This window comes from Micromonospora sp. NPDC049171, from assembly GCF_040648275.1.
GTDB lineage: Bacteria > Actinomycetota > Actinomycetes > Mycobacteriales > Micromonosporaceae > Micromonospora.
Window position 1 is genome coordinate 1 of the sequence record NZ_JBEZDJ010000038.1, and the last position, 13,017, is coordinate 13,017.

The window sequence follows — 13,017 nt, forward strand, 5'->3', positions numbered from 1 at the left end:
CGGTCGGGTGGTGGTACGGGTCAGTTGCGGGTGGACCAGCGCTGGTTCTGTTGCCCGTTGCAGGCCCAGAGGAGGAGCTTGGTGCCGTTGGCGGTCCCGGCGCCGCTGGCGTCGAGGCAGAGCCCGGACTGGACGCCGGTGATGGTGCCGTTGGAGTTGATGTTCCACTGTTGGTTGGTGCCGCCGTGGCAGTCCCAGATGATGGCCTGGGTGCCGTTGGTGGTGCCCTGGCCGCTGGCGTCGAGGCACTTGTTGCCCAACACCTGCAGTTGTTTGCCGGCGGTGTGAGTCCAGCGTTGGGCGGTGTTGCTGGTGCAGTCCCAGAGTTGGACCTGGGTGCCGTTGGTGGTGGTGCCGTTCGGCACGTCAACGCAGCGGTTGGACTGGCCACCGACGAGCTGGACGCCCTGTTGCGGGTTACCAACGGCCGGCGCGTACGCGGCGGCGGCGATGTTGGCCTGTACCGCGTCCTCGGTCGCCGCGGTCGGGTAGCCGGAGGTCATCACGCCCTCGTAGAAGGTGCCGCGGGCAGTGTTGCTGTTGTCGCCGCCGATGCCGAGCAGGATGGCGCCTTCCTTCTTCATCGGGTGGTAGCCGTTGGGGCGACGCCCGTCGAAGTAGTTCGTCAGGCCACCGGCCTGGGCGTTGCCGCCCCGGATCGCCCAGTGGTTCGGTTCGCCCTTGACGATGGCGGTCACGAAGCGGTGGTTGATGGGCGCCATGGGGTTGTATCGCGGGTTCACTCCGGAGAAGAGTCCCCATTCCATGTCCATCATGATCCAGGGGCCGTTGCCGTCGCCGTAGCCCCACACTTTGTTGTTGCCGAAGTAGATGGTCTCCATGATGCCGATGTCGTCGGCCATGGCGTTCGTCTGCGCGTTGCCGTAGTCGAAGCAGCACCCGTTGTTGTAGTGCGTGCCGTCGAGGACGGCGTACATGCCCTCGGGCTGGTCGCCGGTCGCGATGCCGTTGGTGTTGTTGTTGCGGTAGCCGGTGCCCGGAGGGATGTAGACGCCGTACGCCTTCTGGCCGCCGATCGTGACCGGTGCCGCCTTCGCGTCGGCAAGGTTGTCCGACCCGCCAGGCCCGGGGCCCGGCACGCCGCCACCCAAGGCCTGGGTGAGCCGGTTGTTGCGGCCGGACTGGTCGTAGATGATCGTGATGACGCAGTTGGTGTTGGCGCAGAACGTGTCCTGGGTGGCGGCGTTGACGTAGCCGCCCTCGCTCAGCACGCCGACGTCGCGGGTGGTGTTGTCCGACGAGCGACGAACCTGGTAAAGCGGGCCGTTGTACGCGCCGTACAGCGCGCGGGTGGTGCTGTGCGCGGCCACGCACGGGGTGCCACCCGAGGCGTAGATGTCGCACGGTCCCGTGCCGGCGGCGCGGGCGACACCCGGCGCGTCCGAGACCACGTAGATGCTGGCGCCTACAGCGAGAACCAGCAGGGTTCCCGTCGCGGCGAGCAGACGACTCAGTCGTCTCTTCACATTCATCGGATCCTCTCGGCGGTGTGGTGGAGCGCGGTGGTGGGGTGGGTCCCGACGTCACACGTCATACCTGTTTACATTAATGCTCGTCCATTCGTCGCGCCACCGTCGGTTGTCCGCCCCGCTGGCCGCGGAACGTGCTGACTCCGGACGGATATGCTCGTCGGGGAAAGATGGTGCGTGCCCGTGTCGGGGCAAGAATCGATTCGAGGGCGCGGCATGAACATCGGGGAGATCGCCCGCCGGGCGGGGGTGTCCCGCAGCACCGTCTCCTACGTCCTGAGCGGGAAACGGACCGTCTCGGAGGGGACCCGGCAGCGGATCCAGGCGGTCATCGACGAGCTGGACTACCGACCGAACGCCAGCGCCCGCGCGCTCAAGGAGGGTCGCACCCGCACCCTCGGGCTGGTGATCCCCCCGGCCAGCCAGCGGTTGACCGACATGCAGTTGGGCTTCGTCGCCAGTGTCGTCGAGGCGGCCGCGCGCCACGACCTCGACGTGCTGCTGTCCCCGTCCGGGGGTGACCACGACCGGTCGTTCGAGCGGATCGTCACCGGGCGCCGGGTGGACGGGGTGGTCCTGATGGAGATCCGCCTGGAGGACGACCGGGTGACCCGCCTGACCAAGACTGGTCTGCCGTTCGTCACGATCGGGCGGATCGCCGAGCCGCACGACATGAGCTGGATCGACATCGACTATTCCGGGCTGATCGCCCGGTGTGTGCACCACCTGGCCGACCTGGGGCACCGGCACGTGGCCCTGGTCAACCGCTCCGCCGAGTTGGTGGCAGCGGGTTACGGGCCCAGCCATCGAGCGCTCGCCGGTTTCCGGGCGGCGGCGGCGGACCGGGGGCTGACCGGCGTGGAGGTCTGCTGCGGCGACGACACGGCCTCCGGCGAGGCGTGCGTGGAACAGCTGCTCGTCACACATCCCGACGTCACGGCCATCGCCACCATCAACGAGGCCGCGCTGCCCGGAATGCAGCGCGCGCTGACCGGCGCCGGCCTGTCCGTGCCGCGCGACTTCTCCGTCACCGGCGTCGCCGCCCAGCACTGGGCGGAGGACTTCCGCCCGCCGTTGACCGCCGCGGACGTCCCGATGGTCGAGATGGGCGCCGAGGCGGTGTCCCTGCTGCTGGAGAGCATCGCCGCCCCGGGCGCCGTGCCACGGCACCGGCTCTACAGCCCGCCCATCTCGCTGCGCCTGAGCACCGGGCCGGTCCGGGGCCGCGGAGCCGACGCGGCTACCTCCTCGTGACCCGCCGTTCCTCCTGACCGGCGGCGAGAATGAGATAGCTGCTGGCGGTCCAGGTGTACGCGCGGTCCCGGAGCCCGGCCCCGGTCTCGGCGTCGAAGTTCTCCGCGAACCCGGACTTCTCACACAGCGCGAGGAAGCGTCGGCTGATCTCGTCGGCGACCCTGGTCTGCCCGGCCCGCCGCAGGCCGTCCTCGACCAGCACCGTGGAGGGCGCCCAGATCGGGCCACGCCAGTAGCCGTCGGCGAGATAGTGCGCCGAGTCGACCGGCTCGGTGGCCAACCCGTGCGTGGTCAGGTGGGTTTCGACGCCCCGGGCCAGTGCGACGGCGACCGGAGCGGGTAGGTCGGCACCGAGCGCGACGGGCATCAGGTCGAGCAGGCTCCGACTCGTCCGCCGCTGGCCGGTGTGCGGGTTGCGGGCGGCGAAGCGTTCGCCGTCCCACAGGTCCCGCAGCATGGCGCCATGGACCCGGTCGGCCTCCCGGGACCACTGGTCGGCGGGCTCACCCAGCTCGGTGGCGAGGGCGGCGAGGCAGCGAAGCTGGAACACCAGGAACGCGGCCAGGTCGGCCGTCTGGAGGACCCGGCTGCCGTCGAAGGTGGTCGCGTTGTCCCAACCGCTGTCGTTGCCGTGCTGGTAGTGGGGCAGCTCCTGGCCGGGGGCCCGACGGGCGTCGAGCCAGAACCGGGTCCAGCGGGCCAGCCGGTCGTACGTCTGCGCCAGTGCCGCCCGGTCCAGTGGCTGGGGAAGGCGTCGACGCAGGTGGTGCAGGGCCCAGCCGTGGATGGGAGGCTTGACGTAGTTGTGCAGGACCTCGGAGTGCGTGACCGAGTCGGGGAGCGCGCCGGCCTCGTCCTGGTGGTCGAAGGGCAGGTGGAACTGGTGCCAGGCCAGCTCCGGCTCGCCGGCGGCCAGGGCGATCGCGTTGAAACAGTGGTCCCAGCTCCACACCTTGTCCATCCAGTGCTTGGACATCAGGACCGCGGGGCGGGTGACGAAGCCCGCCGGGCCGACGGTGGCCGACCACAGCACGTAGGCGGCCAGCTCGGCGGCCGGGGTCTCCGCGCCACGCCACGGCGCGACCGCGTCGACGAACGCGGTGAACTCGGCGACCCGGTCGCGGCACAGCTGGTCGAAGGTGGCGGATCCGACGTACGGGCGGCGGGCGGTGGCGTACTCCTCGATCGCGATCTCCCAGGGCTGGTCGCCGGGGAGGTCGACGTGTCGGTCCGCGGTGCCGAGCGCCTCGACACCGTCGGTGCGCTGGAGCGCACCGGAGAGCACGGTGATCCGGTAACGGCGCCCGGTCTCGTACGAGGTGAACACGTGGGAGCCGTCGACCGGGTCGTGGTATAGGTAGGTGCCGCTGAACGGGGTGAGGGTGGCGGCGGCCGCGGCCACCCGCAGGCCGAGCCGTCGGCCCCGGATCCGCAGGGTGTCCGGCCCGTCGTAGACCGCCTCGATCCGGTCGGCGCCGTTTCGCCAGGTCAGCAGCGCGGGTGTGGCGACGACAGTGGTGCCGGCGACCGCGGGGGAGAGCCGGAGCACGGCGTGGAGCCCGGTCTGGTGGGAGACCAGGTGCAGATCGTCGGCGTACGTCTTCTCGGCTACCACCGGGGAGATGTTGAACCAGGATCCTCGGTAGCTGAACGGGATGTCCTGGACGGGGAACTCCGGACCGGACGGGACGACGGTCATGGGTGGCGGGTGCCTTTCTGTGCTGCGGGTGGTCAGTCCTTGACGGCGCCGGCGGTCACGCCCATCGAGACGTAGCGCTGGGCCAGGATGAGCAGCACCGCGGCGGGGATGGAGGCGACGACAGCGGTGGCCATGATGGCGTTCCACTGCTGGTTGTTGTTGCCGATGTAGTGGTAGATGCCGAGGGTGATGGGCTGCCGGTCGCCGCCACCGGCGAGTGTCGAGGCGAAGATGAAGTCCGACCACGACCACAGGAACGCGAACAGCGACACCGTGACGATCGAGTTGCGGCTGATCGGGAGCACGACCGACCAGAAGGTCCGCAGCCGGCTGGCGCCGTCGACGACGGCGGCCTGGAGCAGCTCGTCGGGGATCCCGGACATGAAGGCCGTGAAGATCAGCACGCCGAACGGCACCGCCAGTGTCGAGTCGGCCAGGATCAGGCCGGGCAGCGTGTTGAGAATGCCGAGACTGAGATAGATGGCGTAGAAGCCCATCGCCATGATGATGCCCGGGATCATCTGCGCGATCAGCAGGACGAAGCTCAGTGCGGTGCCGCCGGGTGGCCGCAGCTTCGCCAGCGCGTAGCCGGCGGGGGCGGCCAGCGCCACGGTGAGCACCACCGTGCCGAGACCGACCAGGAAGCTGGTGCCGAGGTACGGCAACTGTTGGTCGAGGACGGCCCGGTAGCCGTCCAGCGTGCCGTTGGTCGGGAACAGGTGCGGCGGGCTGGCCCGCATGTCCTGGTCCCGGGTGAACGACACGTTGATCATCCAGTAGACGGGGAAGAGCATCAGCCCGGTCAGCACCAGGCCGACGGCGGTCTTCCACCAGACCCGGGGAGTGGAGGTGGTCATGACAGGTTCTGCCTCCGCTGGATCCTGATGTAGACGAGCCCGGCGACCAGGGCCATCACGATGAGCAGGTTGCCGACGGCCGCACCCGGACCGAACTCGGGCAGCAGGTTGCCGAAGCCGAGTCGGTACGACCAGGTCGCGAGCGTCGCGGAGGAGTCGCTCGGCCCACCCTTGGTCATGATCCAGATGATGTCGAAGACCTTCAGCGTGTAGACCAGCCCCAGCAGCAGCGTGATCGCGGAGACGGGGCGCAGCAGCGGGAAGGTGATCCCCCAGAACCGTTGCCAGCTCGACGCGCCGTCCAGCGCGGACGCCTCGTACATCTCGACCGGGATCGCCTGTAGCCCGCTGTACAGGACCACCAGGTTGAACGGGATGCCGATCCAGATGTTGGCGATGATCACCGAGGTGAGCGACCAGCCCGGCGAGGTGAGCCAGTTGACCTGGTCGATCCCCACGACGCCGAGTGCCGCGTTGACCAGCCCCGAATCGCTGTTGAGCAGCCACGACCAGGTCGAGGCCGAGACGATCAGCGGCAGCAGCCACGGTACGAGGAACAGCGCCCGCAACGTGGCGGACAACGGGAAGTGCTGGTGGAAGAAGAGCGCCAGCGCCATGCCGATGCTGAACTGGAAGACGAGCGACGCGGCAGTGAAGGTCAGGGTGTGCGCCAGGGTGGATCCGAACGCCGGGTCGGTCAGGACCGTCCGGTAGTTGTCGAAGCCAGCGAAGGGCGCACCGCCCTGCACGAACGAACGGACCGTGTACTCGCGCAGGCTCAGGTCGAGGTTGCGATAGAGCGGGTAGGCGTAGAAGGCCGACAGGTAGAGGGTGACGGGCGCCAGGAAGGCCCACGCGAGCCATCGGCTGGGCCGGCGGGTGCGGGACGGGGGAGGCCCGGGCGGGGCGGCCTTGGCCGCCCCGCCCTGGTCCGGTGCGGCAGTGGAGCTGGGTGTCGTGGGGAGCATGGTGTCGGTTCGGCGCGGCTACCTGGTCGCGGCCTGGGCGGCGGTCAGCGCGTCCTTCGGTGACTTCCCACCGCTGAGGGCCGCCTGCACCGCGGTCCACAGGGATTCCGAGATCTTCGGGTACTTCGTACCGAGGTTGTCACCGGTGCGACCCTTGGCTGCCCGGACCGCCTCCACCCAGACCTTGAGCTTGGGGTCCGCGGTCGCCTGTCGATCCTGCACGGCGGCGACGGGCGCGACGTAGGACAGCGTGGTGTCGGTGGTGAGGAGGTTGTCGGCGTTGGTGAGGCAGGCGACGATCTTCTGCGACGTCTCGTACCTGCTGGTCTTCTTCTGCACCGGGATGGAGACGAACTCACCGCCGGTGGGCGCCGGTGCCGGGCCGCCCGCGTTGGCCGGGATCGCGATGGTGCCGTAGGAGAAGCCGAGCTTCTCCGCGTTGGCGAGCTGCCAGGTGCCGTTCTCGGCGAACGCGAAGTCGCCGGTGGCGAACTCCTGCCAACTCGTGGTCTGGGTGTTGTTGATGACCGAGTTGGGGGCGAGGCCCTGCCGGAGCCAGTCGGTCCAGAGCGTCAACGCGGACACCGACTGCGGCGAGTCCAGGCTGGTCAGCTGGGCTCCCGACCCCCAGAACCAGGGCAGGAACTGGAAGCTGCCCTCCTCGGTGCCGATCGCGGAGAAGGTGATGCCCTTCTTCCCCTTGGCCTTGACCTTGGTCAGTGCCGTGGTCAGCGACGCCCAGTCCTTGATCGAGGCCGGATCGACGCCGGCGGCGGTCAGCAGGTCCTTGTTGTAGTAGAGGGCGAGGGTGTTCGCCCCGATCGGCACCCCGTACGTCTTGCCCGCGCTCTGACCGGCGCCGAGCAGGTTCGGGGCCATGGCCGAGACGTCGAGCTTGTTGTCCTCGGTGGTGGTGAGCGCGCCGGCCTCGGCCAGTGTCGAGATGACCGGGTTGTCCACGATCAGCACGTCCGGCGAGTTGCCCTGCTGGGCGGCGAGCAGCGCCTTGTTGGTCAGGTCGGTGGTGTCGTAGCCGGTCCGCTCGACAGTCGCCGCCCCCGCCGAGGTGCCGCACTTCTTGAGCAGTGCGACCCACTCGGAGTCGTTGGCGAACTGCGGGTACGGGTCCCAGACGAGGTACGCGCCGCCGCCGTCGCCGGACCCTCCGTCGGACGACGAGCAGGCACTGCCTGTCACTGCGGCGAGCGCTATCACGGCGACGGCGGCCAGGCGCCGTCGACGACTGAATCCTGTCATGTGGTGCCTCACTTCAGTCGATGTCAGGTGGGGTGTGCGGGTTGACCGTCGCGGGTCGGACGTCGTCCGACCATGAGGCGAACCGATTCGACAAATCGGTTCGCACGAAGATAGGTCCGCCCCTGGCGCCTGGTCAAGAGATGCGCGGAGGTTCTGAAGGTTGCGCTGTGAAACGCCACCTTCACCGGGTCGTCACTTCATTGACATCGTTCAGTTCCTGGTCCTACGATCCGTGCGAATCGATTCGCAAGCTGCCCTCCGGAGAGCGTCCCCCGCGCCCCACCAAGGAGCCGCCCGTGAAAACCCCGTCCCCCGGCAGGCCGGGCCGAGCCCGCGCGCTCGCCGCCCGACTCGTGGTTGGCCTGCTCGCCGCCACCGCCGCCGTAACCGTCGCCGCGCCCCCGGCGCAGGCCGCCAACGAGTCGATAAGCGTCAACTTCGCCACGGACAACGGCGCGCCGACCTACCGCGCGTCCGGCTGGATCTACGGCATGACCGAGAACGCCAGCGGTCCGGCGGACCACTTCTACCGAGACGTCAAGTTCCAGGCCATGCGGGCCGGCGGCGCGCAGCTGCCCGGCAGTGGCTGGGTCGGCGGCACGTACGACCGCCGGTGGAACTCCACACTCGCCCAGGCGCGTCGGACCACCGCCCTCGGCGGAAAGTTCATCATCCTGCCGCACGACCTGTGGGGTGCCGACGGCGCCGGGATCTCGCGCTTCCCCGGCGACAACGGCAACTGGACCGACTACGACAACTTCCTGACCCGGCTCATCAGCGACGTCCGGGCCTCCGGACTGAGCGTGCAGTGGGACATCTGGAACGAACCCAACATCACCATCTTCTGGAACCGCCCGATCTCCCAGTACCTCGAACTGTGGCGCCGCACCTACCAGCGCATCCGGACGGAGTTCCCCAGCCAGCTCATCGTCGGGCCGAGCTGTGCCTGCGTCCCGTCGACGAACCACGCCTTCTGGAACCAGTACCTGGACTTCGTCCGCTCGACCAACACGGTGCCGGACATCATCAGTTGGCACTCACTGCCGGGTGACCCGGTCGCGAACGTCGCCGCCGCCAACGCCACCCTCGATCCGCGCGGCATCGCCCACCCGCGGCCCTACCAGATCAACGAGTACGGCGCGCCCGACGAGCAGAACCCGGCCGACGGTGCCTGGTACATCGCCCGTCTGGAGCGGGCCCGCGCCGACGGCCTCCGGGCGAACTGGGCCAGCGGCGGCAGCCTGCACAACGACCTGGGCAACCTGTTGATCCGCAACTCGGCCGGGCAGCACCAGCCCAAGGGTGAGTGGTGGAACTACCGCTTCTACGCCTCCCAGACCGGGCAGATCGTCGGGGTCACCCCCAGCCAGTCGTACGACGCGTACGCCACGAAGGCGGACGGCGTGGCCAAGATCCTGATCGGCGGTGGTCGGACCACCGGGAACCTGACCGTCAACCTGCAGGGTCTGGACACCACCAGCGGCATCGTGCAGAACAACCAGGTCCGGGTGCTCACCCAACGCATCCCGCACAACAACGGTGGTGCCGTGCCGGGGCCGATCACGGTCTCGAACAGCGTGGTCGGCGTGTCAAACAACAACGCCACAGTGACCCTGCCGTACACCAACCAGACCGATACCTACGCCGTCACCCTGCTGCCCCCGTCGGATGGTGGCTTCCAGTCGGTGGCGGTGGCCCAGCACTCCCAGCAGTGCCTCAACAACACCGGCCTGAGCACCGCCGACGGCAACGGCCAACAGCAGAACTACTGCGACGGCGGCGACCAGCAGCTCTGGAACTTCCGCCCGGTCGCGGGGGTGGCCAACACCTACACCGCGGTCAACCAGCAGAGCGGCAAGTGCCTCGAGGTCAACGGGGCGTCCACCGCCGACGGTGCTGCCGTGAGCCAGCGGACCTGCCTGAACAGCTCGAATCAGCAGTTCACCCTCCGCAGGGTGACCTACTCGGGCAACGACTCGCACGACTACCAGCTGGTTGCCCGACACAGCGGCAAGTGTGTGGATGTCAACGGCGTTTCCACGGCGGCTGGCGCAACTGTCATCCAGTGGACCTGCAAGGCGGTCAACCAGAACGGCTCGTTGAACCAGACCTGGCGGCTCCTGGGGCGGTAGTCGTCCCGGGGGCAGGTGACGCGCTGGCTGTCGGCCCCGGCAGTCAGCGCGTCACCGAACACCACATTCATTGACATGAATAAAACAAAGGTCATACGATTCGCTGATTCGATTCGCCCTCGCCACCACCGCCCGTGGCGCGTCGACGCGACCCCCCTGCGCTTCCACGACTCCGAGGAGCCACCGCGTGCGAACCCCGTCCCGTAGTGGGCCAGGAACAGCCCACGACCTCATCCCGAGACGCCAACGCGTCCGACGTTTGACCCTCCTGGCCGGCGCCCTGGCCGGGGTGCTCGTCGTCGTCGGCGTCGGTGTCGGCACCAGCCCCACCAGTTCGCCCTTCGCCGCCGAGGCCGCCGCGGCGGCCACCATCCAGCCGGGGCAGAGCACCCCGGTCGTCGGCACGCCGTCCGGCCGCTGTCTCGAAGTGCCCAACTCCAGCACCACCAACGGCACCCAGGCGCAGCTCTGGGACTGCAACGGCGCCGCCGGCCAGACCTGGACCTGGACGTCGAGCAAGCAACTCCAGGTGTACGGCAACAAGTGCCTGGACGCCTCCGGCCGGGGCACCACCAACGGCACCCAGGCGATCATCTGGGACTGCAACGGCCAGAACAACCAGCAGTGGAACGTCAACAGCAACGGCACCATCACCGGCGTGCAGTCCGGGCTCTGCCTCGACGCCAACGGCGCCGCCACCGCGAACGGCACCAAGATCATCCTCTGGGCCTGCAACGGTGGCGCCAATCAGCAGTGGGCCTCGCCGAACACGCCGCCGACCTCCGTACCGCCGACCTCCGCACCGCCGACCAGCCCGCCGCCGAGCGGCTCGCGCCCGTGCGACATCTACGCCTCCGGCGGCACGCCGTGCATCGCGGCGCACAGCACGACCCGGGCCCTCCTCGCGTCGTACGCCGGCAACCTCTACCAGGTGCGACGCTCGTCGGACAACACGACCCGCAACGTCGGGCTGACCGGCACGGGCGGCACCGCCAACGCGGCGACGCAGGACTCGTTCTGCGCCGGCACCACCTGCGTGATCACCGTGGTCTACGACCAGTCCGGGCGCGGCAACGACCTGTGGTACCAGGGGTCCAGCGTGGTTCCGGGCAGCCCGCAGAGCAGGCCGGCGGTCGCGACGACCGAGTCGCTGAGCGTGGGCGGCGCCAAGGCGTACTCGCTCTACATCAACCCCGGCAACAGCTACTGGCGTGACGGGCACCTCACCGGGGTGCCGACCGGCGCCGCGCCCGAGGGCATGTACATGGTCACCAGCGGCACCCACGTCAACAGCGGCTGCTGCTTCGACTACGGCAACAGCGAGACGACGCGCAAGGCCGACGCCGCCGGTGCGATGGACGCCATCAACTTCAGCAAGCAGTGTTGGTTCGGCGGCTGCTCGGGCAGCGGCCCGTGGGTGCAGGCAGACCTCGAGTGGGGTCTCTTCCCCGGCGGCAGCCAGAGCTGGAACCCGAACCAGCGCGCCTTCACCAGCAAGTTCGTCACCGCAACGCTGAAGAACAACGGCACGTCCCGCTTCGCCATCAAGGGCAGCGACGCCACGTCCGGCAGCCTCTACACGCTGTACGACGGCTCGCTCCCGCCGGGCTACAGCCCGATGAAGAAGCAGGGTGCGATCATCCTGGGCAGTGGCGGTGACTGCTGCAAGCCCGACGGCGGCGCGAACCTGAGCGCCGGCACCTTCTACGAGGGGGCCATGGTCGCCGGGTACCCGTCCGACGCGACCGAGGCCGCGGTGCAGGCCAGCATCGTGAGCGCCGGCTACCGGTAGCCCGACCACACGTGCGCCGGTCACCACGAGCTGGTGACCGGCGCACGTGCTCGTCGATGCCGCCCGGTGTCAGGCCACCGAGCAGGAGGCGCCGTTGAGGGTGAACGAGGTCGGTTTGGCGGTGTTACCGGTGTGCGTGGCCTGGAAGCCCACGGTCACTGATCCGTTGCTGGGGATGCCGCCGTTGTATGCGACGTTCCTGGCCGTCACCTGTCCGGAGTTCGGGGAGTAGGAGGCGTTCCAGCCCGACGTGATGGTCTGCCCGCCGGGCAGGGTGAACACCAGGGACCAGCCGTTGACGGCGCTGGTGCCGGTGTTGGTGACGGTGATGTTCTCGGTCAGCCCGTTGTTCCAGGCGTTGACGGCGACTGTCACCCGGCAGGCACCGGAGTCCGGCGGCGGCGTGGTCGGGTTGGGCGGTGGCGTGGTCGGGTTGGGCGGTGGCGTGGTCGGGTTCGGGGGTGGCGTGGTCGGGTTCGGGGGTGGCGTCGTCGGGTTGGGCGGGCTGGTCAGGCCGAAGAACCCGATGGCGGACGCGGCCATGCCGCTGGCGGGCAGGCTGTGCCCGGCGCCCTGGATGCTGTACGCCTCGACCTGAACCGTGCCGCTGCTGTCGGCGTACCTGCGCCGGTTCCAGTTCGGCTGCGGCGTGTCGGTGGAGGTGGGTGTCTGGCTCAGCCCGAACACGTTCGTCCACTGCTCGATCGTCTCCTGCAGCAGCGAGTACGGCACGAGGGTGTCGTTGGTGCCGTGCCACAACTGGACGCGCGGGCGGGGCCCGGAGTAGCCGGGGTACGCCTGGCGGACCGCGTCGCCCCACTGTTGCGGCGTGCGGTTCATGTTTCCGCCGGTGCACTGGCTGCTGGTGGGTGGGAAGTCGGCCGCGTTGGCGAAGCAGTTGTACGGCACCCCCATGAACGCGGCGCCGGCCTTGAACACGTCGGGGTAGAGAGCCAGCATGTGGTTGGTCATCATGCCGCCGGAGGAGCTGCCGGTGGCGTAGACCCGGTCCGGGTCGGCGGCGTACTGCTGTTGCACGTGCCGGACCATCGAGATGATCGACACCGGGTCGCTGCCGCCGCCACGCCGCTTGGCCGCGTCCGACCAGACGTCGAAGCAGTTGCCGAACCCGGCCTGCTGGGTCGCGGACGGGTAGATGACGATGAACCCGTACCGGTCGGCCAGGCTGGCGAACTCGCTGCCGGAGTAGAAGCCGGGGCCGGACCCGCCGCAGCCGTGCATGGCCACGATCGTCGCCGGCCGGGCCGGGCGGTTGTCCGGCACGTAGACGTGCATGCGCATCCGGCCGGGGTTGTCACCGAAGCTCGTCACCTCGGTCAGCGATGCCGCGTACGCGGGTTGGATCGCGGGGATGGCCAGGCCGGCCGCCACCAGTGACATGGCCAGGGTGAGCAGCAGTTTCCTTCTGATTCTCAACGGACGACTCCTTCGATTGCCTGTGCAGGCTGTGGTCGGCCGCGCGATCCGGTCGCGGGTGTGCCCGATGCCCGCGGTGACCGCGCGATGCCCGCTACCGGTGGCTCGCCGTGCCCGACTGGAGGACCGCA

9 protein-coding genes are annotated in these 13,017 nt (G+C 69.2%); 3 read left to right on the forward strand and 6 right to left on the reverse strand.

Annotated elements, in window-relative coordinates; genetic code table 11:
• Positions 1 to 20 precede the first annotated feature (20 nt).
• Positions 21 to 1,493, reverse strand: coding sequence for an arabinofuranosidase catalytic domain-containing protein (locus AB0B14_RS33370; RefSeq protein ID WP_357526015.1), 1,473 nt, complete (start codon positions 1,491 to 1,493; stop codon positions 21 to 23).
• A gap of 213 nt (positions 1,494 to 1,706) precedes the next feature.
• Here AB0B14_RS33370 and AB0B14_RS33375 point away from each other — a divergent pair, with 213 nt between their 5' ends.
• A complete protein-coding gene (locus tag AB0B14_RS33375) occupies positions 1,707 to 2,744 on the forward strand; it encodes a LacI family DNA-binding transcriptional regulator (RefSeq protein ID WP_357526017.1) in 1,038 nt (345 codons plus the stop codon).
• On the opposite strand, the gene AB0B14_RS33380 is transcribed toward AB0B14_RS33375, so the two are convergent.
• The 4 genes from AB0B14_RS33380 to AB0B14_RS33395 are packed head-to-tail and all read right to left on the reverse strand — an operon-like array spanning position 2,731 to position 7,525.
• On the reverse strand, positions 2,731 to 4,443 hold the full coding sequence (locus AB0B14_RS33380; protein WP_357526019.1) for a trehalase family glycosidase: 1,713 nt from the start codon (positions 4,441 to 4,443) through the stop codon (positions 2,731 to 2,733). The two genes, AB0B14_RS33375 and AB0B14_RS33380, sit on opposite strands and share 14 nt — an antisense overlap.
• Before the next feature lie 32 nt (positions 4,444 to 4,475).
• Complete coding sequence (locus tag AB0B14_RS33385; RefSeq protein ID WP_357065186.1) at positions 4,476 to 5,300, reverse strand: carbohydrate ABC transporter permease; 825 nt, start codon at positions 5,298 to 5,300, stop codon at positions 4,476 to 4,478.
• Entirely contained in the window at positions 5,297 to 6,268 is a 972-nt protein-coding gene (locus AB0B14_RS33390) for a sugar ABC transporter permease (RefSeq protein WP_357065187.1), read from the reverse strand. The genes AB0B14_RS33385 and AB0B14_RS33390 overlap by 4 nt, the downstream gene beginning before the upstream one ends.
• Before the next feature lie 18 nt (positions 6,269 to 6,286).
• Positions 6,287 to 7,525: an extracellular solute-binding protein gene (locus AB0B14_RS33395; protein ID WP_357065189.1), complete on the reverse strand. Its 1,239-nt coding sequence runs from the start codon at positions 7,523 to 7,525 to the stop codon at positions 6,287 to 6,289.
• Between the two features lie 296 nt (positions 7,526 to 7,821).
• Between AB0B14_RS33395 and AB0B14_RS33400 the strand changes: the two genes are divergently transcribed.
• Together AB0B14_RS33400 and AB0B14_RS33405 are read left to right on the forward strand one after the other, a co-directional pair.
• Positions 7,822 to 9,657, forward strand: a complete 1,836-nt coding sequence (locus tag AB0B14_RS33400; protein ID WP_357065191.1) for an RICIN domain-containing protein — start codon at positions 7,822 to 7,824, stop codon at positions 9,655 to 9,657.
• Between the two features lie 187 nt (positions 9,658 to 9,844).
• Positions 9,845 to 11,449 (forward strand): arabinofuranosidase catalytic domain-containing protein, encoded by a 1,605-nt coding sequence (locus tag AB0B14_RS33405; protein ID WP_357065193.1) that lies wholly within the window; start codon positions 9,845 to 9,847, stop codon positions 11,447 to 11,449.
• 69 nt (positions 11,450 to 11,518) lie between these two features.
• Here AB0B14_RS33405 and AB0B14_RS33410 read toward each other — a convergent pair whose 3' ends face one another.
• On the reverse strand, positions 11,519 to 12,886 hold the full coding sequence (locus AB0B14_RS33410) for a PHB depolymerase family esterase (RefSeq protein WP_357065194.1): 1,368 nt from the start codon (positions 12,884 to 12,886) through the stop codon (positions 11,519 to 11,521).
• Positions 12,887 to 13,017 lie beyond the last annotated feature (131 nt).